This window comes from Sphingomonas sp. CROZ-RG-20F-R02-07 (assembly GCF_022662335.1).
Taxonomy (GTDB): domain Bacteria; phylum Pseudomonadota; class Alphaproteobacteria; order Sphingomonadales; family Sphingomonadaceae; genus Sphingomonas.
In genome coordinates, this window is sequence record NZ_JAKNQJ010000001.1 from 419,355 (window position 1) to 442,320 (window position 22,966).

At 68.8% G+C, this 22,966-nt stretch carries 21 protein-coding genes and 1 tRNA gene; 8 read left to right on the top strand and 14 right to left on the bottom strand.

Annotation, left to right across the window (positions count from 1 at the left end):
- Nucleotides 1–76: 76 nt before the first annotated feature.
- The 3 genes from L8H00_RS02085 to moaA all read right to left on the bottom strand — a co-directional run bounded on the left by L8H00_RS02085 (nucleotide 77) and on the right by moaA (nucleotide 1,995).
- Nucleotides 77–151, bottom strand: a tRNA-Asn gene (locus tag L8H00_RS02085).
- A gap of 57 nt (nucleotides 152–208) precedes the next feature.
- Entirely contained in the window at nucleotides 209–988 is a 780-nt protein-coding gene (locus tag L8H00_RS02090; protein WP_242095561.1) for an NAD kinase, read from the bottom strand.
- Entirely contained in the window at nucleotides 985–1,995 is a 1,011-nt protein-coding gene (moaA, locus tag L8H00_RS02095; RefSeq protein WP_242095562.1) for a GTP 3',8-cyclase MoaA, read from the bottom strand. Before moaA ends, L8H00_RS02090 begins: the two co-directional genes overlap by 4 nt.
- 107 nt (nucleotides 1,996–2,102) lie before the next feature.
- Here moaA and L8H00_RS02100 point away from each other — a divergent pair, with 107 nt between their 5' ends.
- Complete coding sequence (locus tag L8H00_RS02100; protein ID WP_242095563.1) at nucleotides 2,103–3,698, top strand: GGDEF domain-containing phosphodiesterase; 1,596 nt, start codon at nucleotides 2,103–2,105, stop codon at nucleotides 3,696–3,698.
- On the top strand, nucleotides 3,695–4,120 hold the full coding sequence (locus tag L8H00_RS02105) for an SgcJ/EcaC family oxidoreductase (protein WP_242095564.1): 426 nt from the start codon (nucleotides 3,695–3,697) through the stop codon (nucleotides 4,118–4,120). The genes L8H00_RS02100 and L8H00_RS02105 overlap by 4 nt, the downstream gene beginning before the upstream one ends.
- A gap of 149 nt (nucleotides 4,121–4,269) precedes the next feature.
- Here the strand turns inward: L8H00_RS02105 and mfd are convergent, their stop codons facing one another.
- Both mfd and L8H00_RS02115 read right to left on the bottom strand, forming a co-directional pair.
- A complete protein-coding gene (gene mfd, locus L8H00_RS02110; RefSeq protein WP_242095915.1) occupies nucleotides 4,270–7,737 on the bottom strand; it encodes a transcription-repair coupling factor in 3,468 nt (1,155 codons plus the stop codon).
- Between the two features lie 117 nt (nucleotides 7,738–7,854).
- Nucleotides 7,855–8,121: a succinate dehydrogenase assembly factor 2 gene (locus tag L8H00_RS02115; protein WP_242095565.1), complete on the bottom strand. Its 267-nt coding sequence runs from the start codon at nucleotides 8,119–8,121 to the stop codon at nucleotides 7,855–7,857.
- Between the two features lie 72 nt (nucleotides 8,122–8,193).
- Here L8H00_RS02115 and recG point away from each other — a divergent pair, with 72 nt between their 5' ends.
- Nucleotides 8,194–10,266 carry an ATP-dependent DNA helicase RecG gene (recG, locus tag L8H00_RS02120; RefSeq protein WP_242095566.1) on the top strand — a complete coding sequence of 691 codons (2,073 nt, stop codon included), beginning with the start codon at nucleotides 8,194–8,196 and terminating at the stop codon, nucleotides 10,264–10,266.
- 75 nt (nucleotides 10,267–10,341) lie between these two features.
- On the opposite strand, the gene arsH is transcribed toward recG, so the two are convergent.
- The 8 genes from arsH to L8H00_RS02160 all read right to left on the bottom strand — a co-directional run bounded on the left by arsH (nucleotide 10,342) and on the right by L8H00_RS02160 (nucleotide 17,233).
- Complete coding sequence (arsH, locus tag L8H00_RS02125) at nucleotides 10,342–11,094, bottom strand: arsenical resistance protein ArsH (RefSeq protein WP_242095567.1); 753 nt, start codon at nucleotides 11,092–11,094, stop codon at nucleotides 10,342–10,344.
- A gap of 40 nt (nucleotides 11,095–11,134) precedes the next feature.
- Nucleotides 11,135–12,421: an arsenic transporter gene (locus L8H00_RS02130; protein WP_242095568.1), complete on the bottom strand. Its 1,287-nt coding sequence runs from the start codon at nucleotides 12,419–12,421 to the stop codon at nucleotides 11,135–11,137.
- Entirely contained in the window at nucleotides 12,421–12,849 is a 429-nt protein-coding gene (arsC, locus tag L8H00_RS02135) for an arsenate reductase (glutaredoxin) (protein WP_242095569.1), read from the bottom strand. The genes L8H00_RS02130 and arsC overlap by 1 nt, the downstream gene beginning before the upstream one ends.
- 11 nt (nucleotides 12,850–12,860) lie before the next feature.
- Complete coding sequence (locus L8H00_RS02140; RefSeq protein ID WP_242095570.1) at nucleotides 12,861–13,193, bottom strand: metalloregulator ArsR/SmtB family transcription factor; 333 nt, start codon at nucleotides 13,191–13,193, stop codon at nucleotides 12,861–12,863.
- A gap of 122 nt (nucleotides 13,194–13,315) precedes the next feature.
- Nucleotides 13,316–13,990, bottom strand: a complete 675-nt coding sequence (gene mtgA / locus L8H00_RS02145; protein ID WP_242095571.1) for a monofunctional biosynthetic peptidoglycan transglycosylase — start codon at nucleotides 13,988–13,990, stop codon at nucleotides 13,316–13,318.
- 94 nt (nucleotides 13,991–14,084) lie between these two features.
- On the bottom strand, nucleotides 14,085–15,323 hold the full coding sequence (locus L8H00_RS02150; protein ID WP_242095572.1) for an NAD(P)/FAD-dependent oxidoreductase: 1,239 nt from the start codon (nucleotides 15,321–15,323) through the stop codon (nucleotides 14,085–14,087).
- Nucleotides 15,324–15,326: 3 nt separating this feature from the next.
- Complete coding sequence (rpoH, locus tag L8H00_RS02155; protein WP_242095573.1) at nucleotides 15,327–16,229, bottom strand: RNA polymerase sigma factor RpoH; 903 nt, start codon at nucleotides 16,227–16,229, stop codon at nucleotides 15,327–15,329.
- Nucleotides 16,230–16,285: 56 nt separating this feature from the next.
- Nucleotides 16,286–17,233: an RluA family pseudouridine synthase gene (locus tag L8H00_RS02160; RefSeq protein ID WP_242095574.1), complete on the bottom strand. Its 948-nt coding sequence runs from the start codon at nucleotides 17,231–17,233 to the stop codon at nucleotides 16,286–16,288.
- 17 nt (nucleotides 17,234–17,250) lie between these two features.
- Between L8H00_RS02160 and L8H00_RS02165 the strand changes: the two genes are divergently transcribed.
- Entirely contained in the window at nucleotides 17,251–17,688 is a 438-nt protein-coding gene (locus tag L8H00_RS02165; RefSeq protein WP_242095575.1) for a Mov34/MPN/PAD-1 family protein, read from the top strand.
- Nucleotides 17,689–17,809: 121 nt separating this feature from the next.
- On the opposite strand, the gene L8H00_RS02170 is transcribed toward L8H00_RS02165, so the two are convergent.
- Nucleotides 17,810–18,334 carry a hypothetical protein gene (locus L8H00_RS02170; protein WP_242095576.1) on the bottom strand — a complete coding sequence of 175 codons (525 nt, stop codon included), beginning with the start codon at nucleotides 18,332–18,334 and terminating at the stop codon, nucleotides 17,810–17,812.
- 728 nt (nucleotides 18,335–19,062) lie between these two features.
- On the opposite strand from L8H00_RS02170, the gene L8H00_RS02175 reads away from it, so the two are divergent.
- The 4 genes from L8H00_RS02175 (at nucleotide 19,063) to L8H00_RS02190 (ending at nucleotide 22,959) form a co-directional block, all read left to right on the top strand.
- On the top strand, nucleotides 19,063–19,707 hold the full coding sequence (locus L8H00_RS02175; protein WP_242095577.1) for a histidine phosphotransferase family protein: 645 nt from the start codon (nucleotides 19,063–19,065) through the stop codon (nucleotides 19,705–19,707).
- Between the two features lie 73 nt (nucleotides 19,708–19,780).
- Nucleotides 19,781–22,075, top strand: a complete 2,295-nt coding sequence (locus tag L8H00_RS02180; protein WP_242095578.1) for a chemotaxis protein CheW — start codon at nucleotides 19,781–19,783, stop codon at nucleotides 22,073–22,075.
- Complete coding sequence (locus L8H00_RS02185) at nucleotides 22,072–22,500, top strand: chemotaxis protein CheW (protein WP_242095579.1); 429 nt, start codon at nucleotides 22,072–22,074, stop codon at nucleotides 22,498–22,500. Before L8H00_RS02180 ends, L8H00_RS02185 begins: the two co-directional genes overlap by 4 nt.
- Nucleotides 22,501–22,593: 93 nt before the next feature.
- The gene (locus tag L8H00_RS02190) at nucleotides 22,594–22,959 is read left to right on the top strand and encodes a response regulator (RefSeq protein WP_242095580.1); all 366 of its coding nucleotides are present in this window, start codon (nucleotides 22,594–22,596) and stop codon (nucleotides 22,957–22,959) included.
- The last annotated feature ends 7 nt before the right edge of the window (nucleotides 22,960–22,966 follow it).

Below are 22,966 nucleotides of genomic sequence, written 5' to 3' on the forward strand. Positions count from 1 at the left end.
ATCCCGGGGCCACGCGCCGGAACGTCCCGAAGACGGGACCAAGAGACCCGCAGGCCCGGTCTAGCGTGGACGGGGGTGGCTCCCTGAGTTGGATTCGAACCAACGACCAAGTGATTAACAGTCACCTACTCTACCGCTGAGCTATCAGGGAATGACGCCGTGCCGCGTCCTATACCGCCCGAAAATCAGGATGCAAGCGGCGATGCGTTCAAGCGATGAACTGCTCCATCGTGATGCGGTCGTCGAGCGCGTGTTCGGGATCGAACAGCAGGGTGAGTTCGCGCGCGCGGTCCATCGCCACGTCCACCCGCGCCACGTCGCGGATCTCGCGCTGGTCGGCGACCGCGGAGACGGGGCGCTTGCCCGGATCGAGCACGCGGATCGCGATCCGCGCCTTGTCGGGCAGGATCGCACCACGCCAGCGCCGGGGGCGGAACGCGCTGATCGGGGTGAGCGCGATCAGCGCCGATCCGAGCGGCAGGATCGGGCCGTGCGCGGACAGGTTGTAGGCGGTGGAGCCCGCTGGCGTCGCCGCCAGCAGCCCGTCGCACGCGAGTTCGGGCAGCACGACACGGTCGTTCACCGTCACTTCGAGCTTCGCCGTCTGCCGCGTCTCGCGCAGCAGCGACACCTCGTTGATCGCGGGCAGCGTGTGGACGCGGCCGTCGATCCCGACCGCCGTCATCGTCAGCGGCGTCACCCGGAACGCCTTGGCATTTTCGAGACGGGCCTCCAGATCGGCGGCGCGCCATTCGTTCATCATGAAGCCGACCGTGCCGAGGTTCATGCCGAACACAGGGACGCCCGGCGCGCGCCGTTCGAGCATGGTGTGGAGCGTCTGGAGCATGAAGCCGTCGCCGCCGAGCGCGATGACGACGTCCGCCTCATCGACGGACACCCAGTCGAACATGTCCGCCAGCGCCGCCGCCGCCGCCCGCGCGGGCGGGGTGGGCGATGCGACGAGCGCACGGCGCGGAAATCGGGTCATCCCCCGGTGACGCTCATGTGTCGCGCCACCGCAGGCGCACCGCCCGCCTCGATGCGGAAATCGTGCGCGAGTGGCTTGATGCCGAGCCCATGGTCGATCGCCGCGTCCAGCGCGGGCAGGCCGCCCGTGCGGAGTGCCGCCTTCAGATCGACCTGATCGTCATGGCCGAGGCACATGTACAACGTACCCTCGGTCGTCAGCCGCACGCGGTTGCAGCCGTCGCAGAAGTTGGCGGTCAGCGGCGAGATCAGCCCCAGCCGGGTATCGGTGCCCGACACCCGCCAGTAACGCGCCGGGCCGCCGCTGCGATGCGTGTCGCGCACCAGCGGAAAACGCGTCGACAAATCCTCGAACACGCGCGTCAGCGGCACGAAGCGGTCGATCCGGGCCTCGTCGATCGCACCGAGCGGCATCGTCTCGATCAGCGACAGGTCGAGCCCCTCGGCGCAGGCCCAGGCCAGCATCGGCGCGATCTCGTCCTCGTTCAGCCCGCCCAGCGCGACCATGTTGATCTTGACGCGCAGCCCCGCGTCCTGCGCCGCGCGGATGCCGCGCAGCACCACGTCCACGTCGCCATGCCGGGTGATGAAGCGAAACCGCTCCGGATCGCGGCTGTCGAGGCTCACGTTGATCCGCTTCATGCCCGCCGCCGCCAGCATTTCAGCGTGCGCCGCCAGGCGTGTGCCGTTCGTGGTCATGGTCAGCTCGTCGAGGCCCGCCCCGACATGGCGGCCGAGCCGGGTGACGAGTTCGCCCACGTCACGGCGCACCAGCGGCTCGCCTCCCGACAGGCGGATCTTGGTGACGCCGCGCGCGATGAAGCGTTCGGCGATCACCGCGGTCTCTTCGAGCGCCAGCAGGGCCGAGCGCGGCAGGAACGTCATCTCCTCGGCCATGCAATAGCGGCAGCGAAGGTCGCACCGGTCGGTCACGGAGATGCGGAGATAGCTGATCGCGCGGCCATGCGCATCGACCAGCCGATCGGTCGGGAGGGAAGCGCAGGTCATCACGTAGTCAGCTAGGGTGCGCGGGCGGGCAGGACAAGCGCCCGCTGCATAGTTCACGCCATGTTTCGCGGATTGGCGATACGGGCGCGCCGCGTTAGGGAGGGGTGATGGGGGCCCCAGTTGATTTGTCGGTGACGGTGTTCGCGCTACCGCAGGCCGAGCCGCTCGCGACGCTCGCCGCGGCCAAGGGCTGGCAGGTGCTCGCCGATCCCGGTGGCGCCGGGGTGATGGCGCGTTTTGCCGCCAGCGGCGCGCGGATCGCGCTCGTCGGGGCGGGCGACGTCGCCGCGCTCGCGCAGGCCGCCAAGTCGCGCGGCGCGGCGCTGCTGGCGGTGGCGGGCGAGGCGGACCGGCTCGATCTGCTACATGATGCGGGCGCCACGCATATCGTCCGGCGCGATGCGGATGCGGACGCGCAGCGCCAGGCGCTGCGGTCGGCGATGCGCCACGCGGAACGCACGGTGCGCCAGCAGCCTGACGACCGGCGCGAGGCGGCGCAACGCTGGATCGCGGCGCGGCTGGACGCGGGTGCCGCGGTAGGGGTGGCGATCACGACGCTGTCGCGGATCGATCTGGTGAACGCCGCGCATGGCCGCGCGGTGGGCGATGCGGTGATCGCGGCGGCGGGCGAGCGGATCGCCGAGCTGGCCATGTCGCGCTTCGGTGCGGCGCTCGTGGCGCGATCGGGCCGCACCGCGTTCGTGCTGGCTGCCGATGCCGACCGGATCGCCGGGGCCGCCGATGCGCTGGGCGAGGCGCTGGGCCGGCCGTTCGTCGTGGACGGCACCCCCATCGCGCTCGGCTGCCGCCTCGGCGTGGCCATCTCCGAAGCGGGCGACGATGCCGCCGCCTTGCTTCGCCGGGCGAACAGCGCGGTGGTGCAGGGCCGCCGCGTGGATGGCGCGGTGGTGCACCATGCCGAGCCGGAGGGCCCCGCCTCGATCGATTCGCTCGCGATCGACCTTCACCATGCGATCGAACGCGACGAGATCGCGATCCTCTACCAGCCGCAGGTCGAGATCGCGAACGGGCGGATCGCGGGCGTCGAGGCGCTGGCGCGGTGGGATCATCCGCGCCACGGCAGCCTGGGCGCGGAGGCGCTGTTCGCCGCGGCCGAGCGCGCCGATCTGGGCATCGCCATCTCCGACCATATCCAGCGCCTCGTCCTCGCCGAGGCTGCGGGCTGGCCGCGCGCGCTGCACGGGCTGCGGGTGTCGCTCAACCTCACCGCGGCCGACGTCGCCCGGCCGGATTTCGCGCGCGGCTTCCTGGCGCTGGTCGATGCGAGCGGCTTCCCGCGCGGGCGCCTCACGATCGAGATCACCGAATCGGGCATGATCCAGGATCTGGAGGCGGTGGCCACGCTGCTCGCCCATTTGCGCGGCGCCGGGTGCCGGGTGGCGATCGACGATTTCGGGACGGGCTATTCGAGCCTTGCCTATCTGAAGGCGCTGCCGCTCGACTATCTCAAGATCGACAAGGCGATGACGCGCGACATCGGCGGATCGACGCGCGACCGGGTGATCGTGCGCGGCGTGATCGCGATGGCGCGCTCGCTCGGCTTCGCGGTGATCGCCGAGGGCGTGGAGACCGAACGCCAGCGCGCCTTGCTGGCGGCGGAGGGCTGCGACTTCTACCAGGGATTCCTGCGCGCCGAGCCGCTGGACGTGGCGGCGCTGACCGCGCTGATGGAGGGTTCATGACACGCTGGGCGATGCTCGCACCCGTAGCGCTCACGATCGCGGCGGCGCCCGCGGCGACGCCGCAGCAGCGGATCGAGGCGGCGATGGCCGACAGCGCGGCCGGGTGGAACGGGGGCGACCTGGCGCGCTTCGTGGCGATCTATGCGGCGGATGCGGTGTTCGTCACGCCCGACGGGCTGGTGCGCGGACGCGACGCGATCGCCGCGCATTACGCGCCGAGCTTCGCCGGCGGGGGCAACCGCCGGGGTACGCTCGACTTCCAGTTCCTCGCGCTGCGCGAACTCGATCCCGCGCATGCGCTGCTGTTCGCGCGCTGGCGGTTGACGCCGGGCGGCCTTGCCAAGGGCGAGACGGGCATGACGACCTTGGTGTTCCGCCGCGAGGCCGATGGCTGGAAGATCATCGCCGATCACAGCAGCTAGACCGGGAGGACTCCAGGCCGGTCCAGCACTCTGATCCGATCGTGCTGAGCATTTCGAAGCACGCTTTCCACCGGCGAGCGTTTCGATGCGGCACAGGCGCTTCGACAGGCTCAGGGGGAACGGAGAAGGGAACTCTCAGGCTCCGCCCGTCACCCTGCGGCTTTGGCCAGCCCCTTCGCCAGTTGTAGCGCGCCGTGCAGCCGCGCCTTGGGATCGCCCCAGGCGCGCGCCACCACCAATTTGCTGTCGGGCCTGAGCTTGGCCACGCCGTTCAGCCGGTCGACATAGGCGAGCAGCCCCGCGACATTGGGCGGCGTGTCGTTGTGGAACGACACCAGCGCACCGCGCGGCCCCACGTCGATCTTCGACACGCATGCCTTTTTGGCGTGCAGCTTAATGTCGATGATCCGGATCAGATTCTCGGTCGGATCGGGCAGCGGGCCGAAGCGGTCGATCAGCTCGGCGGCGAACGCCTCCACCTCCTGCGTCGCGTCCAGCTCGTTCAGGCGGCGATAGAGGCCCATGCGAAGATCGAGATCGGGGACGTAATCCTCCGGGATCAGGATCGGCGCGTCGACGGTGATCTGCGGCGAGAAATCGCGCGGGCGGATCGCCATGCCTCCGGCCTTGGCATCCATGATCGCCTCCTCCAGCATCGCCTGGTAGAGTTCGTAGCCGACCTCCTTGATATGCCCCGACTGTTCGTCGCCGAGCAGATTGCCGGCGCCGCGGATATCGAGATCGTGGCTGGCCAGCTGGAACCCGGCGCCGAGCGTGTCGAGATCGGACAGCACCTTCAGCCGCTTCTCCGCCGCCTCGGTCATCTGCCGTTCGGGCGGTGTCACCATATAGGCATAGGCGCGCGTCTTGGAGCGCCCGACGCGGCCGCGAAGCTGGTAGAGCTGAGCCAGGCCGAAGCGGTCGGCACGGTTCACGATCATCGTGTTGGCGGACGGGATGTCGAGCCCGCTTTCGATGATCGTGGTCGAGACGAGCACCTCGAAACGCTTCTCGTAGAAGGCGCTCATCCGCTCCTCCACCTCGGTCGGTGCCATCTGGCCGTGCGCGATCACGTAACGGATCTCGGGCACGTTCTCGCGCAGGAACTCCTCGATATCGGGCAGGTCGGCGATGCGCGGCGTGACGATGAAGCTCTGCCCGCCGCGATAATGTTCGCGCAGCAGCGCCTCGCGCAGCACCACCGGATCCCAGGGCATCACATAGGTGCGCACCGCGAGCCGATCGACCGGCGGCGTCTGGATCACCGACAATTCGCGGATGCCGCTCATCGCCATCTGCAGCGTGCGCGGGATCGGCGTCGCGGTCAGCGTCAGCATGTGGACGTCGGCGCGCAGCGCCTTCAGCCGCTCCTTGTGGGTGACGCCGAAGCGCTGTTCCTCGTCCACCACCACGAGGCCCAGCCGCTTGAAGTCGATCCCCTTGGCCAGCAGCGCGTGCGTGCCGATCACCACGTCGATCGTGCCGGCCGCCAGCCCCTCCTTCGTGGCCTTGGCCTCGCTGGCGGTGACGAGCCGCGAGAGCCGGCCCATCTGCATCGGAAAGCCTTCGAAGCGGCTCACGAAATTGTTGTAATGCTGGCGCGCGAGCAGGGTCGTCGGGCAGACGATCGCGACCTGCTTGCCCGCCATCGCCGCGACGAAGGCGGCGCGCAGCGCGACCTCGGTCTTGCCGAAGCCCACGTCGCCGACGACCAGCCGGTCCATCGGCTTGCCCGCGCCCAGATCGCCGATCACGTCGCCGATCGCGCGATCCTGATCGTCGGTCTCCTCATAGGGGAAGCGGTCGACGAAGCTCGGATAGCCCGCCGAATCGGGCTCCAGCACGTCGCCGGCATGAAGCGCGCGTTCGGCGGCGGTCGCGATCAGGTCGCCCGCGATCTCGCGGATGCGCTCCTTCATCTTCGACTTGCGCCGCTGCCACGCCTCGCCCCCCAGCCGGTCGAGGCTCGCGCCCTCCTCGCCCGAGCCGTAGCGCGAGAGGATGTCGATATTCTCGACCGGCACGTAGAGCTTGTCGCCGCCGGCATAGCTGAGCGCCACACAGTCGTGGGGACTCTTGCCGACGGGGATCGAGGTCAGCCCCTCATATCGCCCGATGCCGTGATCGGCATGGACGACGAGGTCGCCGGGCGAGAGCGTCGCCAGCTCGGCGAGAAAGGCGTCGGCGGATTTCTTGCGCTTGGTGCGGCGAATCAGCCGGTCGCCCAGCATGTCCTGCTCGGTCAGCACGGCCAGGCCTGGCGCGGCATAGCCGTGATCGAGCGGCAACACGACGAGCGCGACGCCGGCGCTCTTCGCGGTGTCGGCGATCGCCAGCGCCGCCTGCCAGGTGTCGGCCGCCTTCGCGCCGGTGAGGCCGTGATCCTTCAGCAGCCCGCCCAGCCGTTCGCGCGCACCCGCCGAATAGCTGGCCAGCACCGGCCGCTTGCCGGCCTTGCGCAGCGCGGCGAGGTGATCGACCACCGCCTCGTAGATGTTGGTGCCGCTTGCGCGCTCGGGCGCGAAGTCGCGGGGGCCATCGACGTCGAACTCGACCACGGTGGGCGACGGCGGTTCGTGGAACGGCGTCGTCAAATGCGCGGTCGTGGCGGTGAGCGCCGCGCTCCACTCGGCGGCGTCGAGATAGAGCGACCGGGCGGGTAGTGGGCGGTAGCTGCCGGGCTGCGCGGCCTCGGCGCGCTGGCGGTTCTCGAAATAATCGGCAATGGCGTCGAGCCGGCTTTCCGCCGCCGCGGTCACGCCGCCGTCGCGCACCACCACCGCGCCGTCGCCCAGATGGTCGAACAGCGTGGCGAGCTTGTCCTCGAACAGCGGCAGCCAATGTTCCATGCCCGCCTGGCGCCGGCCCTCGGACACCGCCTGGTAGAGCGGATCGCCCGTGGCGGTGGCGCCGAATTTCTCGCGGTAGCGGCTGCGGAACCGCTTGATGCTGTCCTCGTCCAGCAGCGCCTCGGATGCGGGGAGCAGGGTGAAGCCTTCCACCCGCGCGACGGTGCGCTGGTCGCCCGAATCGAAGCTGCGCACGCTCTCGATCTCGTCGCCGAAGAAATCGAGCCGCAGCGCGAGCTCCTCGCCGCTGGGAAACAGGTCGACGATGCCGCCGCGCACCGCATATTCGCCCTGATCGTGGACGGTGTCGGTGCGGACATAGCCGTTCGCCTGGAGCAGCCCCGCCAGCTTGTCGCGGCCGATCCGTTCGCCGGGGGCGAGGCGCGCGACGAGCTGGCGGATGCGGAACGGCGTCAGCACGCGCTGAGTCGCGGCGTTGGCGGTGGTCAGCACCAGTTGCGGGCCCTTGGGGTTCGCCTGCAGCCGGTGGAGCGCGGCGATCCGCTCCGCCATCACGCGCAGCGTCGGCGAGGCGCGGTCATAGGGAAGGCAATCCCAAGCCGGGAAGGTGACGACCTCCAGATCGGGCGCGAAGAAGGGCGCGGTGGAGGCGATCGCGCGCATCGCCGCATCGTCGGGGGCGACGAACACCGCCCGGGTCCGCGCCGCGCGCGCCAGATCCGCCAGCAGCGACGGCTGGAACCCGGTGGGGACGCCCGCCAGCGTCAATGGCGTGGTGGCGGAGAGGATCGTCTTCAGGTCGGGCATCGTGGTCAATCTCGTTCCCCGGCGAAGGCCGGGGCTTAGGGGGGACAGGCGGAGGTAACGGGACGTTGTGATCCGTCACGATCGAACCCCGACTGGACGCCGATCTTCGGGGAGCGGCTATTCCGCCACGGTCACGTAATCGATCGACCGCATCGCGTGCATCATCGCGCCGTCCCACTGCGGCGGGCAGGGGATCGATCCGATCGCCCAGCCCATGATGTCGACATCCTGTTCCTCGATCAGCGCCTCGAACCAGTCGAGTTCCGCCGCGCTCCAGCCGGCGTGGTGCGCGTCGAAAAAGCCGCCGATCATCATGTCGGCCTCGCGCGTGCCGCGGTGCCAGCTTCGGAAGCGCAGGCGTTTCAGGCGGATGTCGTGATTCATATGCGCTCCAACGCCGACAGGCCGGCAGCCGCTGGCGGCGGCGGTCGGCTCGGCTATAGACATCAGATAGTCATGCGCCCCGAAATCCTCAATCCGCTGTTCGCCGAAGTCACCGCCCTGAAGGGCGTTGGCACCGGCCTCGCCAAGCCGCTCGACCGGCTGAAGATCGCCCGCGTCGTCGACATGGCGTTCCACCTGCCGAGCGGCCATGTCGACCGCGTGCCGCGCGACGAGCTGATGACGTCCGATGCCGGCCGCACGATCGCGATCACGCTGACGCCGCGCGAGTATCGCAGCAGCGCCGGCCGTGGCCCCACCCGCGTGCAGGCGGCGGATGCGCGGGGCAATAGTGTCAGCCTCGTGTTTTTCGGCGGCAATGCCGGCTGGGCGAAGAAGCTGCTGCCGCTCGGCGAGCCCCGCCGCGTCTCGGGCCGGCTCGACCAATATGGTCAGGAGCTCCAGATCGTCCATCCCGAGGTGGCCGAACCCGGCACCGAGGGCGAGCCGTTCCGCGAGCGCGAAGCGATCTATCCGCTGTCGGAGGGGCTCACCTCGCGCCGCCTCGCCGCGCTGGCCGCGCAGGCGATCGCGCGCGCGCCCGATCTGCCCGAGTGGATCGAGCCGGGGCTGAAGGCGGCGCGCGGCTGGCCCGGCTGGCACGAGGCGCTGGTGCGGATCCATGCCGATCCGGCCGATGCCAAGGCGCGCGAACGGCTCGCCTATGACGAAGTGTTCGCCAACCAGCTGGCGATGACGATCGTCCGCGCCGATACGCGCAAGCGGAAAGGGCGGGCGCTGGTCGGCGACGGACGGCTGCGCGATCGACTCGAACTGCCCTACGCGCCCACCGGCGCGCAATCGCGGACGATGCGCGAGATCGAGGGCGATCTGGCGCAGGCGGCGCCGATGCTGCGGCTGCTCCAGGGCGATGTCGGCTCGGGCAAGACGCTGGTCGCCGCGATGGCGCTGCTGGTGGCGGTCGAGGCGGGCGCGCAAGGCGCGATGCTGGCACCGACCGAGATCCTGGCGCGCCAACATTACGAGACGTTGCGCACGCTGCTCGCCGGGTTGCCGCTGAACGTCGCGGTGCTGACCGGCCGCGACAAGGGCCGCGCGCGCGAGGCGACGCTGATGGGGCTGGCGAGCGGCGAGATCGATATCCTCATCGGCACGCACGCGATCTTCCAGGAGGCGGTCGGCTACAAGGATCTTGGGCTGGTGGTGGTGGACGAGCAGCACCGTTTCGGCGTGGCGCAGCGGATGACGCTCCAGGCTAAGGGCAAGGCGCCGCCCCATCTGCTGGCGATGACCGCGACGCCGATCCCGCGCACGCTGACGCTTGCGCAATATGGCGAGATGGACGTCAGCCGGCTCGACGAGATGCCGCCGGGCCGCCAGCCGATCGAGACGCGCGTGATCTCGGAGGATCGGCTGGACGACGTGGCGAACGCGCTCGGGCGGCATCTGTCGGAGGGCGGCCAGGCCTATTGGGTGTGCCCGCTGGTGGAGGAAAGCGAAAAGAGCGATCTGGCCGCCGCCGAGATGCGCGCCGAGGCGCTGCGCGCGCGGTTCGATGGCGACGGGCAGGGCCGGGTGGGCCTGGTGCACGGCCGCATGAAGCCCGCCGAGAAGGATGCGGTGATGGCGGAATTTTCCGCCGGGCGGCTGGGCGTGCTGGTCGCCACGACGGTGATCGAGGTGGGCGTGGACGTGCCCAACGCGACGCTGATCGTGATCGAGCATGCCGATCGCTTCGGGCTGGCGCAGCTCCATCAGTTGCGCGGACGGGTCGGGCGGGGCGGGGGGCGTTCGACGTGCCTGCTGGTGCGCGGCACCGCGCTCAGCGAAACCTCGCGTGCCCGCCTCGCGCTGATGCGCGAGACCAATGACGGCTTCCGCATCGCCGAGGAGGATCTGCGGCTGCGCGGCGCGGGCGAGATGCTGGGCACGCGCCAATCGGGCGACATGGCCTTCCGCCTCGCGACGCCGGAGATGATGGCGGACCTGCTGCAATGCGCGCACGACGACGCGCGGCTGCTGGTGGACCGCGACGGCGGACTGCAAGGCCCGCGCGGGCAGGCGGCACGGACGCTGCTGTATCTCTTCGAGCGCGATGCGGGGGTGGCGTTGTTGCGATCGGGGTGAGGGGACGAGGGGCAGCTAACGCCCAAACTCAGCCATTCCGAAAGCTGAAGCTCAAACCTGAAAGCCGCCGTTCGTTCACCTTTGCCGCTGCGATGCCGTTGCGATATTCGACAGGTCAGTCGCAGCAACGACCGGCACGCCTGCGTCCTTCCGCTCCGAATACCGGTCAACTAGCTGGGCAGCGTGGGGCCGCAGCAGGATCGTGAAGCGTATCAGCTCCTCCATTACGTCAACAATGCGATCGTAGTAGCTAGACGGCTTCATTCGGCCAGCGTCGTCGAACTCCTCGAACGCCTTGGCGACGCTCGACTGGTTCGGAACCGTCACCATCCGCATCCAGCGCCCGAGGACGCGCAGGGTGTTCACGCTGTTGAACGACTGCGATCCGGCTGACACCTGCATGACGGCAAGGGTCCGGCCCTGCGTCGGTCGCATCCCGCCCATCGACAGCGGCAGGTGATCGACCTGCAGCTTCATGATGCCGGTGATCTGGCCATGCCGTTCGGGACTGCACCACACCTGTCCCTCCGACCACATCGACAGCTCGCGCAGCTCGTGGACGGCCGGATGGTCGTCGCCGGCCACCTGATCCGGCAACGGCAGGGTCGACGGGTCGAAGATGCGCGTCTCCGCTCCGAAGAAGCGCAGCAGGCGCGCCGCCTCCTCGACGCACAGCCGAGAGTAGGACCGCTCGCGCAAAGATCCGTAGAGCAGCAGGATGCGCGGGGGCGGGTCGCCCGCACCCAGCCCCAGAGCGGGATGATCCAGCGCATAGCGGCGATCGAGCGCGGGCAGATGGTCTGGGTCGGTTAGGGTGCGGAGGGTCATCAGGTGAGGTTTCCGGTAGTGTTCAGGGGGTTTTCACGGCTCACTGCGCGCTGATTCGCAGCGCGAGCGCGGCTAGCGTCACCAGCAGCACCGGGACGGTCAGGGTCGCGCCGATCCTGAAGTAGTAGCCCCAGCCGATCCGGATGCCCTTCTGCCCGAGGACGTGCAGCCACAGCAGCGTCGCGAGCGAACCGATGGGCGTGATCTTGGGGCCGAGGTCGCAGCCGATCACGTTGGCGTAGATCATGGCTTCCTTGACCGCGCCCGTGGCGTGGGTCGCGTCGATCGACAGCGCACCGATCAGGACCGTCGGCATGTTGTTCATCACCGATGACAGCAGCGCGGCGATGACGCCGGTGCCGAACGCCGCGCCCCAGACGCCGCCCTGGGCGGTGCGATCGAGGAGACCGGCGAGGTGGTCGGTCAGGCCGGCGTTCCGGAGGCCGTAAACGACCAGATACATGCCGAGCGAGAAGATGACGACCTGCCAGGGCGCGCCCCGCAGCACCTTGCGGGTCTCGATGACGTGGCCGCGCGCGGCGACGACGAGCAGCAGGCCCGCGCCGCCAGCGGCGACGGCGCTGACCGGTACGCCGATGGGTTCGAGCAGAAAGAAGCCGGCCAGGAGGGCGGCAAGGACGACCCAGCCCGCCTGGAACGTGGCCCGGTCGCGGATCGCGTCGGCTGGGGCGCGGAGCTGCGCCACGTCGTAGCTGGTCGGCACGTCGCGGCGGAAGAACAGCAGCAGCACGACCAGCGTCGCGGCGATCGACGCGAGATCCACCGGCACCATCACGGACGCGTAGTTGGCGAACCCGATGCGGAAGAAGTCGGCCGACACGATGTTGACCAGGTTGGAGACGATCAGCGGCAGGCTGGCCGTGTCGGCCACGAACCCGGCCGCCATGACGAACGCCAGCATCGCCTTGTCGCGGTAGCCGAGCGCCCGCAGCATCGCGATGACGATCGGCGTCAGAATCAGCGCCGCGCCGTCATTGGCGAACAGCGCCGACACGGCCGCGCCGAGGAGGACGATCAGAACGAACAGGCGTCTACCGTGCCCGCCACCCCAGCGGGCGACGTGGAGCGCCGCCCATTCGAAGAATCCGGCCTCGTCCAGCAGCAGGCTGACGATGATGATCGCCACGAACGTCGCGGTCGCGTTCCAGACGATGCCCCACACCACCGGGACGTCAGAGAGGGAGACCACCCCGACGAGCAGCGCCACGGCTGCGCCGCCCAGCGCGCTCCACCCAATGCCGAGGCCTCGTGGCTGCCAGATGACGAGCGCGATCGTGACGACGAAGATGGCGAGGGCGAGGAGCATCAGGCGATGCGCTGCCCGGAGGCGTCCACGACCTGTTCGCCATCCTCCTTGGCGAACGCGCCCCGCTGCGGCGCGGGCAGTAGATCGAGGACGGCTTCGGACGGACGGCAGAGCCTCACGCCGAGCGGCGAGACGACCAGCGGGCGGTTGATGAGGACAGGGTGCGCCATCATGGCGTCGAGCAGCGCGTCGTCGGTCAGCGAGGTGTCGCCGAGGCCGAGCTCGGCGTAGGGCGTGCCCTTCTCGCGCAGCAGATCGCGGGGCGTGATGCTGGCGCGGTCGATCAGTTCGACCAGCAGGGCGCGGGACGGCGGGGTCTTCAGATACTCCACGACGTGCGGCTCGATGCCGGCGTTGCGGATCATCGCCAGCGTGTTGCGCGACGTGCCGCAGGCGGGGTTGTGGTAGATCACGACGTCGACGGCCATAGCGCGTCCTTTCAGCAGCAGGGGGTGAGTTCGGCGAGGAGGGGCGCGCACAGCTCCGGCGAGCCGGCGCAGCAGTCCTTGACCAGGAACAGCGTCAGCGCCCGCAAGCCGTCGAGGTCGGCGCGGTAGATGATGGACCGGCTGTGCCGCTCGGAGCGAACGATGCCGGCGCGCGCGAGGATGCCGAGATGCGCGGACATGGTGTTCTGCGGCACGTCGAGCTGGCGGGCGATCTCGCCCGCCGCCATGCCGTCCGGCTCGTGCCGCACCAGTAGGCGGAACACCTCGAGGCGGGTGCCCTGCGCGAGTGCGCCAAGGGCGGCGATGGCCGAATCATTATCCATGCATCCAGCATAGACGATATATCCCGCGCGGTCAGCTTAAGTTTAGCAATGTCAGCTGTACCCGCTTGTGCTCCCAAAAGCGGCCAGTCGCCTTACCACCAATCTACGACATCGCCCACCAATCACCGCAGGCACGCATCCAGCCGATCGCCGCGCACCGTCGCCACCCGCCGTGCCAGCGTGTTCCCATGCGAGCGGACAAACCCATGCGGATCGATCGCGGCGCGTTTTTTGGGAAGCGGCAGGACGGCGGCGATGCGGCCGGCTTCCGTCGGCGTCAGGTGGCTCGCGTCATGGCCGAAATAGCGCATCGCGGCGGCGTTCGCGCCATAGGTGCCGATGCCGGTCTCGGCGATGTTGAGGTACACCTCCATGATCCGGGGCTTCCCCCACAAGGTTTCGATCAGGACGGTGAAATAGGCTTCCACGGCCTTGCGGGCATAGCCGCCGCCCTGAAACAGAAAGGCGTTCTTCGCGGTTTGCTGGCTGATGGTCGATCCGCCCCGGATCCGTCCGCCTTCGGCATTGCGTGCGGCGGCGCCTGCCAGCGCGTGCCAGTCGAAGCCGTGATGCGTGCAGAAACGCGAATCCTCGCCGGCGATCGCGGCGCGCGCCATGTCCGGATCCATTCGGCGTAGCGGCATCCACGTCTTGGTGACGCCGCGCCCGCCGATCACGTCGCCCAGCATCGTGAAGGTGAAGGGCGGCGGCACGAAGCGATAGAGGCCGACCCATGCGACCGTGACGATCACGAAGACGAGCAGCGCCTTGAGGAGGATGCGGAGGACGTGGATCATCGCGCGATGATAGAGCAGGTGGGGTGCGGCGGGGAAGCGGTCGGCGCGATCTTTGCTTTCTCCGTTCCCCGGCTATCGCCGGGAACGGGAGGGGTCAGGAGCGCGCTCGCGCCAGCACCGCATGGGCCGCTGCCCGGCCCGTCTCGTACGCACCATGCGCAGTGGAGAAATCGCTCGGGTGGCAGGCCTCCCCGGCGAAGAACAGGCGGTCGTCCACCGGCGCCGCGAGCACCGCGCGCTGGCCGGCTTGCCCGATCCGCGCGTGCGAATAGCTGCCATGGATATGGGGCTCGTCGCGCCAGCGCGTCGCGGCCAGCGGCGTCAGCCGCGCCCGCCAGTCGTTGCCGAGCAGCGCCACCAGTTCGTCCACCGCGAAGGCGCAGGCGGCGCGTTCGTCCTCCAGCGCCTTCGCGCAATCGCCGCCGAAAAAGCTCTCGATCACCGGCCAGCCGAAGGGCGACAGGCGGTGACTCGCGGTGCAACGCGCGAAGGGATCGCCGATCAGATGCGCGTTCGCCGGCCATTCGGGCCGATCGACGTGGAGGAACACCTTGTCCGCCAGGCCCAGCGGCAGCGCGGCGGCGGCGGCCTGTTTGGCGGACAGCGGCGGATCGAAGGCGATCCGGTCATAGGCGGTGGTCGGCACCGTCAGGATGACGGCATCCGTCTCGATCGTTCCCGCGGGCGTCTCGATCCGCACCGCCCGACCGCGATGATCGATGCGGGTGACGGGGGTGGCGAGCCGGACGGCGATCCCGGCGGCGTGCGACGCCACCAGCGTGCCGTAACCCTCGCGCACCGCCCAATTGTCGTCGGTCGCGGCGTCTTCATAGGCGGCCCAGTCGTGGAGCGACACGGCGGCCAGCGGTGCGCCATTGGCATAGCCCGAAATCGCGTCGATCATCGGATACCAGCGATCGTCGGGCGCGATGAAGTCTGAAAGCGGGCGATCGGGGCAGCCCAGCGCGGCATGCGCGGCTTCGCTCCAGCGGGCATAGGCGACATCGGCGTCGCGCCGGTCCTCGGGTGAAAAGCCGAGATCGCGCCATTGCTCGCGCCAATGGGCGGGCGAACGATCGACGGTGAAGCCCGTGGAGTCCGCGATCGTCGTCCACGGGTTACGCCGGGCGGAGTGAAGCCAGCCGCAGCCCCGATCCACGCGCATCGGTCCCGCCGCGCCCGGCGGCGTGGACAGCGCCATGCTGTGCGCGCGTCCGCCGATCCGGTCTTTCGCCTCCACCAGCAGCACGTCGCGCCCGGCATCGCGGAGCGCGCGCGCCGCGGCTATTCCCGCCGCGCCGGCGCCGATCACCACGACATCGGCACCGGGCATCGCTTACGCCGCGATCAGCCGCTTTTCGCCGGCGATGCGCATCATCGCCTTTTGCAGCTTCTCGAACGCGCGCACCTCGATCTGCCGGACGCGTTCGCGCGACACGTTGTAGACCTGGCTCAGCTCCTCGAGCGTCTTAGGGTCGTCGGTCAGGCGGCGCTCGGTCAGGATGTGCTTCTCCCGGTCGTTGAGGTCGTCCATCGCGTTGACGAGCATCGAATGGCGAACATCCGCCTCCTGCGCGTCGGCCACCACCTTGTCCTGCAGCGGCGCGTCGTCCTGAAGCCAATCCTGCCACTGGCCCTCGCCGTCCTCGCGCATCGAGACGTTGAGGCTGGTATCGCCGCCCATCGCCATGCGACGGTTCATGCTGGTCACTTCGGCCTCGGTCACGCCCAGATCGGTCGCGATCTTGGTGATGTGCTCGGGCCGCAGATCGCCGTCCTCGAACGCGTCGAGCTTCGACTTCATCCGGCGCAGGTTGAAGAACAGCTTCTTCTGCGCCGCGGTGGTGCCCATCTTCACGAGGCTCCACGAGCGCAGGATATATTCCTGGATCGACGCGCGGATCCACCACATCGCATAGGTAGCGAGGCGGAAGCCGCGGTCGGGCTCGAACTTCTTCACGCCCTGCATCAGGCCGATATTCCCTTCGGAGATCAGCTCCGACGTGGGCAGGCCGTAGCCGCGATAGCCCATCGCGATCTTGGCCACCAGCCGCAGGTGACTGGTGACGAGTTGCGCCGCCGCATCGGTATCCCCATGTTCCTGGAAACGCTTGGCGAGCATGAACTCCTGCTCGGGCTGGAGCAGCGGGAATTTCTTGATCTCGGCCAGGTAGCGGTTGAGACCGGCTTCGCTGCCGAGCGCGGGGATCGTCGCTGGGACGTTGCTGCGGGCTGCCATGGTTCGTGTCTCCTTGTCCGAGTTCGTCCGCCGCGCTGCGGCAAAACGCTCATGTCCTATACGTGAAGCCGGCTGAACAGTTCCTGCATATCGGCCGGCATGGTGCTTTCGAATGCCAATTTCGTGCCCGAGATCGGGTGGATGAACCCCAGATGCGCCGCGTGCAAGGCTTGTCGCCGGAATGCGAGCTGTTCGAGTAACCCACGATGCGGTCCGCCGCTTCGGCCATAGACCGGATCGCCCAGCAGCGCATGGCCGATCGAGCCCATGTGCACGCGCACCTGGTGCGTGCGGCCGGTCTCGAGCCGGCATTCCACCAGCGCCGCGCGATCGAGCGGCGCGATCGTCGTGAAATGGGTGACCGCGCGTTTGCCGCCGGCGACGATCGCGATCTTCTTGCGGTTCTGCGGCGAGCGGGCGAGCGGCGCGTCGACGGTGCCGGCGGACGGGCTGGGGATGCCGCCCACGATCGCCTTGTAGCGGCGATCGATGCTGTGATCGCGAAACTGTTTCGCCAGCCCCTCGTGCGTCCGGTCGGTCTTGGCAGCGACCATCAGCCCCGAGGTGTCCTTGTCGATGCGGTGGACGATCCCCGGCCGCGCGACGCCGCCGATGCCGGACAGCGATCCCCCGCAATGGTGGAGCAGCGCGTTGACGAGCGTGCCGTCGAGATTGCCCGCGGCGGGATGCACGACGAGCCCGGCGGCCTTGTCGATCACGATCAGATGTTCGTCTTCATAGGCGATGACGAGCGGGATCGCCTGCGCCTCGTTATGCGCCGGCGTGGGATCGGGCACCGCCACCGCGAAGACCTGCCCGGCGGCGGCCTTCTTGGCCGAATCGCGCCAGGCGGTGCCATCCGCGCTAACCTGGCCCGCCGCGATCAGCACCTTCAGGCGTTCACGCGACAGCGTCGGCACCGCTTCGGCCAGCGCGCGATCGAGCCGCCAGCCGTCCGCGCCGGCGGCGATCGTCGCTTCGATGATGGAAACCCCCCGGCTCATGTGCGAACGATGTGGCGATGGGCGTGACGATTTCAAGCGAGGTGCTGGCGACGATCCGCGCGGCGGCGGCGGCGAGCCCCGATGCCGAGGTGTGCGGGCTGCTGTTCGGCGCGCCCGACCAAGTCGAGGCCGCGCAGCCTTGCGCCAACGTCGCCGCCGATCCGCGCCGCGCGTTCGAGATCGATCCGGCTGCGCTGCTGGCCGCCTATCGGCGCGCGCGGCAGGGCGGCGCGATGGTGATCGGCCATTACCATTCGCACCCGAGCGGGCAGCCGGTCCCCTCGGCCCGCGACGCCGCCGCGGCCATGGGAGACGGCGCGCTGTGGCTGATCGCGGCGGCGGGTGCGATACGCGCATGGCGGAGCGACGCGCCGGGCGTGTTCGTGGAGGAAATGATCGATGCTCGTCCCTCCGGCCTTCCCAGCGCCCGGGGATCGGTCGGAGAACGCAGGTGATGCGCCGGGCGCTCGGTCATCCGCGGGCGTTCCGGTGCGCAAGATCGGTCACGTCATCGGATGACGACCGTTCGTTAACGATCCCGGCACACCGGGTCTTCGCGCGCCCATTCGCGCAGCCTTATCGTTCGGCCGGCCGCTCCCGCTCCACCGCCTGATCGCGCAGGATCGCCGGATCGGACGCGAGGTCATATAGATAGCGTCGCCGCTCCAGCGTTCCCATGCGCAACCGGTCGCGTGCCTTGACCTGCGCGCGCGTCAGCCTGAACGGCACATAGCCGCGCGCGCGCAGGCAGGTGACGACCGCATCCTCCATGAAGCTCTGCGTGCGCTTGACCCCGCCCCGGATGCTGCGCTTGTAGATGCTGGAATAATTGCGCGTCATCCGGTCGACTTCTTCCGGATCCAGGCCCACGCTACCTTTCATAAAGGATCTCATATTCGCCGAGTCGATGGCCCGGTCCTGATTGTGCGTACCGTCCAGCACGTCGCGCGTATCCTGCCGGTGTGCGATATCGACCTTTGCGCCGCCGATGCCGCATTCCATCGCATCGCGGCGATAGGCGTCGAAGTCGATGCCGGCTTTGCCCCAGGACCCGTCCCGGTCGGGCACCGCCTTGGCAGCGGCCGGAAGCGATAGCGACACCGTCACCATCCATGCATATGCGAAACAGGATACGCGCCACATCATCCGACAAACCCTTTCCGTTCGTTTGGCAGAAGACTATCCAAAGTATACCAAGCAGTTTTCTTTGCACGCGTTCAGTGTATCCGCCCGTGCTTGCCAGCAGGCCTCATCGGTCCCACCTCTCTGCTTGCAGGCAACATAGGCGGTGTTCGCCTTCGATTCGCATCCGCCGTTGCATGAGCCAGACTGACGTTGGGCCATCGAAGAACCCGCTGATACAATACAAGCTATTGCAATTACGCGATAAAACAACTTAATCACAATAATCTCTCTTAAAATTCAGACTATCGATCTAAATCAAGCAGAATCGGGCACAGAGCCCTTTTGAAAGCTATGAAAAACATTTGAGTTGGTCAAGGGTCATCAATCGGCAGGCTTGGGAAGCAATGGTATCACCTCTAGGATCGGCGGACGTCATCATGCCGCTCGATCCGGACGTTGTCCGTACGGCCCCATCGTGCACGGGGCGGTGTCGATCCGGACCGAGATCTCGCGGGCGGAGCTTGGCCGTAACCTTGTATAGGGCTACGAAGCGGTGAACGCGGATAATGCACGCGGTGCTCCGCTACCGGAGACGCTCCGACCGGGCCCAGGCCTTTGCAGGCGGCGCGGCGTCCCTCTTCGGCATCGCTTGCGTCCTCACCGCGCACACGTCAGATAGATCCTTGTAACGCAAAGGGGATCGCATGACCGTCAGCCCGGTGGATTTCGCCAGCCTGCTTTGTTCGCGGCTGTGCCACGATCTGCTCTCGCCGGTGGGCGCGCTCAACAACGGCCTCGAGCTGCTCGCCGACGAGACCGATCCGCCGATGCGCGAACGCTGCATGGAGCTGCTCGCGGACAGCGCGCGTGCGTCGGCGGCCAAGCTCAAATTCTTTCGCCTGGCGTTCGGTTCGGCGGGCGGCTTCGGCGACATGGTCGATGCGCGCGAGGCGCAATCCGCGGTGCGCGGGCTGTTCGGTGCGAACAAGCGCCTGGAAATCGGCTGGCTGGTCGAGGACGACACGCTGCCCAAGGCGGCGATCAAGGTGCTGCTCAACCTGGCGATGATCGCGGGCGAGGCGCTGGTGCGTGGCGGCCGGCTCGATATCGGCGGCGAGAGCCATGGCGGCCAGGTCGAGATCGTGGTGCAGATCGAAGGGCCGCGCATCCTGCTCGATCCTGAACTGCGCCGCATGCTCGTGGACGGCGAGGGCGAGGAGGGCGTTACCGCGCGCGGCGCGGCGGCGTATCTGGTCCACACGCTGGCGCGTCAGGGCGGCGGCGGCATTCAGGTGTCGGAGCCGGCCGAGGGCGTGATGATCTTCGGCGCGGTGTTCAACGCGGGCTGAATGGGGCCGGCGGTAAAGTCGGTCTTAACCTCTCAGGGTCCATGGCTCCGGTCGAAGGATGCGCCGGGGACCCATGGACGATCTGCTGCAGGAATTCGTCGCGGAAACGCGCGAGACGCTCGAGGCGCTGTCGGGCGAGATCGTGGCCTGGGAAGCCGCGCCGGGCGACCGCGCGCGGCTGGATGCGATCTTCCGCTTCGTCCACACGGTGAAGGGAAGCTGCGGCTTTCTCGACCTGCCCCGGCTCGCCCGGCTGAGCCATGCCGCCGAGGACGTGCTGGCGGCGGTGCGCGACGGCCATCGTCAGCCAGACACCGCACTCGTCAACGCGGTGCTCGCGATCGTCGACCGGATCGGCGAGATCGTCGAGGCGATCGATGCCGGCAGCGCGCTGGACGATTCGAGCGAGGACTTGCTCGTCGCCGCGCTGGCCGAAGATGCGAAGCCGACGGGCCCGGCCACGCAGGCGCCGGTTCACCGCGCCGCCACGCGCAGCATCCGCCTCAACGTCGATCTGCTCGACCGGATGATGAGCGGCATGTCCGACATGGTGCTGGCGCGCAACGAACTCGCGCGGCGGTTGCGCGACGGCACGCCCGATCCGCGCATCGAGGCGGCGCTCGAACGCATGTCGCTGACGGTGGCGGACATGCGCGACACGGTGACTCGCACCCGCATGCAGAAGATCGACGCGCTGTTCTCCGCCCTGCCGCGGATGGTGCGCGATACGGCGGCCGAACTGGGCAAGACCGTGGCGCTGACGATCGACGGATCGGAGGTCGAGCTGGACCGCGAGATGATCGAGATGATGCGCGATCCGCTCGTCCACATCATCCGCAACGCGGTGGATCACGGCATCGAGGCACCCGATGCCCGCCGCGCAGCGGGCAAGCCGGCGGCGGGCGCGCTGATGGTCTCGGCGCGCCAGTCGGGCAACCAGATCCTGGTGGAGATCACCGACGACGGGCAGGGGATCGACGTCGATCGCCTCATCGGCAAGGCCCAGGCGCAGGGGCTCCACAGCGATACGCAACTGGCGCGGATGAGCCCGGCCGAGCGGCTCGACCTGATCTTCCACGCCGGGCTTTCCGTTCGCGACACCGTCACCGCGATCTCGGGCCGCGGCGTCGGCATGGACGTGGTGCGCGCGAATATCGAACAGATCGGCGGCCGGATCGCGCTGACCAACCGCCCGGGCCGCGGGCTCGCCATCTCCATCCAGGTGCCGCTGACGCTTTCGATCATCCCGACCATCGTGGTCGGCGTGGGCGCGCAGCGTTTCGCGCTCGCGCGGCCATCGGTGGAGGAGATCGTGAAGCTGCGCGGCGCAGTGCGGATCGATACGATCGGCGACACGCGCGTCGTCAGCCTCCGCGGCCGGCGGCTCCCGCTGGTCGATCTGGGCGCGTTGCTGGGCATCGCCGCCGCGCCGGAGCCCTCGACCGTGGCGATCGTCGCGAGCCGCGACGGCACCTATGCGCTGGCGATCGATTCGGTGCTCGACACGGAGGAACTCGTGGTGAAGCCCGCCGCGCCGGCGGTGATGGCGACGGGCCTCTATGCGGGCCAGACGCTGCCCGACAGCGGGCTGCCGATGCTGCTGCTCGACGGCGGCGGCATCGCCGCGGCGGCGGGGCTGCGCTTCGAGACGGTGCGCGCCGACGAGCATGCCGATGCGAGCGATGCGACACCGGGCATCGCCGCGCTGCTGTTCGAGGATCTCGACGGCTGCCGCCGCGCCATCGCGCTGTCGGTCGTCGACCGCGTCGAGCCGGTGGCGATCGACGCGATCCGGCATACCGCGGGGCGGCTGCGGCTGACGATCGGCGGGGCGATCGTGCCGCTCCACGCCTGCGCCCCGCTCGACGAACGCAGCGAGGTGCCCGTCCTCCGCCTGACCGACGGCGCGACCGAGATCGCCTATGCCATCGGCGAAGCGATCGAGATCGTCACCTTGCCGGCCGAGATCATCCCCACCGCCGGATCGTCGGGGCCGATCGCCGGGGTGGCGATGATCGCGGGCCAGCAGATCGAGCTGATCGATCCGCACGCCCTCTTCGCGGGCCAGCCGGCGAACGGCACCCGGACCCCGGTCTGCCTGATCGAGGCCGATGGCTGGATGGACGTGTTCCTGAAGCCGGTGCTGGAGGCGAGCGGCTATCGCTGCGTCACCCGGCTCGGCGCGGGCGAGGTCGCTGCGGTCGCGCTCGCGATGGAGGGCGATCCACCCGTAATCGGAGCCACGCCCGTCGTCCACCTGCGCCGCGAGGTCGCGCTCGCCGACCCCGCCCATCCCAGCATCTATCGCTACGATCGCCAGGCGCTGCTTGCCGCGGTTGCTGCGGTCTCACACGGGAAAGCCGCATGACGCCGTTGTTCCTCATCGCCCATATCGCGGGCCGCGGGGTCGCGATCGACACAACACAGGTCGATTCCGTCGTCGATCTGGGCGAGATCGTCGCGGTGCCGTGCGCGCCCGGTGCGGTGCGCGGACTGGCGGCGCTGCGCAGCCGGGTGGTCACCGTGATCGACACCGGCACCGCCCTGGGCCTGTCGGCGACCGCGACGAGCGCGAAGCGGGCGATCATCACGCGCGTCGATGGCCATCATTATGCGATCCTGGTCGATGCGCTCGAGGACGTGACGATGCTGGAGCGGGTGCCGCTGTCGTCGGGCGTCACGCTCGATCGGGGCTGGGCCACGGTCGGCACGGGGATGGTGGAGCGCGACGGCGAACCGCTGCTCGTGATCGATCTGGCCGCCATCCTGCCGACGCTCGCCATCGCGGCCTGAATCCGTTTTTCGAGAAGCGCTTAACGGGGCGCTTACGCTTTGCTGGCACAAGGCTTGCGGCGAACACACGTCATCCCAGAAAAAGGGCGTTTCATGAAGACCTGTCTAGTCGTCGATGATTCGAAGGTGATCCGGAAGGTGGCTCGGCACATTCTCGAGACGCTCGACTTCACTGTCAGCGAAGCCTGTGACGGCCGCGAAGCGCTGGACGCGTGCATGGCATCGCCCCCCGACGTCATCCTGCTCGACTGGAACATGCCGGTGATGAGCGGCCTCGATTTCCTCCGCGCGCTCCGCCAGAGCAGCGTGGCCGCGCGGTCCAAGGTCGTTTTCTGCACGACGGAGAACGGCACCGCCTATATCCGCGCCGCGATCGAGGCGGGGGCGGACGAGTATGTCATGAAGCCGTTCGATCGGGACACGCTGGAAAGCAAGCTGCAGATCGTCGGCGTCGCCTGAGCGGAGC

Excerpts from the sequence above, each read along its gene's own strand:
- L8H00_RS02105 (WP_242095564.1), top strand. The coding sequence starts at position 3,695 with ATGACACGCTGGGCGATGCTCGCACCCGTAGCGCTCACGATCGCGGCG.
- L8H00_RS02165 (WP_242095575.1), top strand. The coding sequence starts at position 17,251 with ATGGGCGTGACGATTTCAAGCGAGGTGCTGGCGACGATCCGCGCGGCG.
- arsH (WP_242095567.1), bottom strand. The coding sequence starts at position 11,094 with ATGACCCTCCGCACCCTAACCGACCCAGACCATCTGCCCGCGCTCGAT.
- L8H00_RS02130 (WP_242095568.1), bottom strand. The coding sequence starts at position 12,421 with ATGCTCCTCGCCCTCGCCATCTTCGTCGTCACGATCGCGCTCGTCATC.
- L8H00_RS02160 (WP_242095574.1), bottom strand. The coding sequence starts at position 17,233 with ATGAGCCGGGGGGTTTCCATCATCGAAGCGACGATCGCCGCCGGCGCG.
- rpoH (WP_242095573.1), bottom strand. The coding sequence starts at position 16,229 with ATGGCAGCCCGCAGCAACGTCCCAGCGACGATCCCCGCGCTCGGCAGC.
- recG (WP_242095566.1), top strand. The coding sequence starts at position 8,194 with ATGCGCCCCGAAATCCTCAATCCGCTGTTCGCCGAAGTCACCGCCCTG.
- L8H00_RS02115 (WP_242095565.1), bottom strand. The coding sequence starts at position 8,121 with ATGAATCACGACATCCGCCTGAAACGCCTGCGCTTCCGAAGCTGGCAC.
- mtgA (WP_242095571.1), bottom strand. The coding sequence starts at position 13,990 with ATGATCCACGTCCTCCGCATCCTCCTCAAGGCGCTGCTCGTCTTCGTG.
- L8H00_RS02180 (WP_242095578.1), top strand. The coding sequence starts at position 19,781 with ATGGACGATCTGCTGCAGGAATTCGTCGCGGAAACGCGCGAGACGCTC.
- L8H00_RS02100 (WP_242095563.1), top strand. The coding sequence starts at position 2,103 with ATGGGGGCCCCAGTTGATTTGTCGGTGACGGTGTTCGCGCTACCGCAG.
- L8H00_RS02190 (WP_242095580.1), top strand. The coding sequence starts at position 22,594 with ATGAAGACCTGTCTAGTCGTCGATGATTCGAAGGTGATCCGGAAGGTG.
- L8H00_RS02150 (WP_242095572.1), bottom strand. The coding sequence starts at position 15,323 with ATGCCCGGTGCCGATGTCGTGGTGATCGGCGCCGGCGCGGCGGGAATA.
- L8H00_RS02185 (WP_242095579.1), top strand. The coding sequence starts at position 22,072 with ATGACGCCGTTGTTCCTCATCGCCCATATCGCGGGCCGCGGGGTCGCG.
- moaA (WP_242095562.1), bottom strand. The coding sequence starts at position 1,995 with ATGACCTGCGCTTCCCTCCCGACCGATCGGCTGGTCGATGCGCATGGC.
- arsC (WP_242095569.1), bottom strand. The coding sequence starts at position 12,849 with ATGGCCGTCGACGTCGTGATCTACCACAACCCCGCCTGCGGCACGTCG.
- L8H00_RS02140 (WP_242095570.1), bottom strand. The coding sequence starts at position 13,193 with ATGGATAATGATTCGGCCATCGCCGCCCTTGGCGCACTCGCGCAGGGC.
- mfd (WP_242095915.1), bottom strand. The coding sequence starts at position 7,737 with ATGCCCGACCTGAAGACGATCCTCTCCGCCACCACGCCATTGACGCTG.
- L8H00_RS02175 (WP_242095577.1), top strand. The coding sequence starts at position 19,063 with ATGACCGTCAGCCCGGTGGATTTCGCCAGCCTGCTTTGTTCGCGGCTG.
- L8H00_RS02090 (WP_242095561.1), bottom strand. The coding sequence starts at position 988 with ATGACCCGATTTCCGCGCCGTGCGCTCGTCGCATCGCCCACCCCGCCC.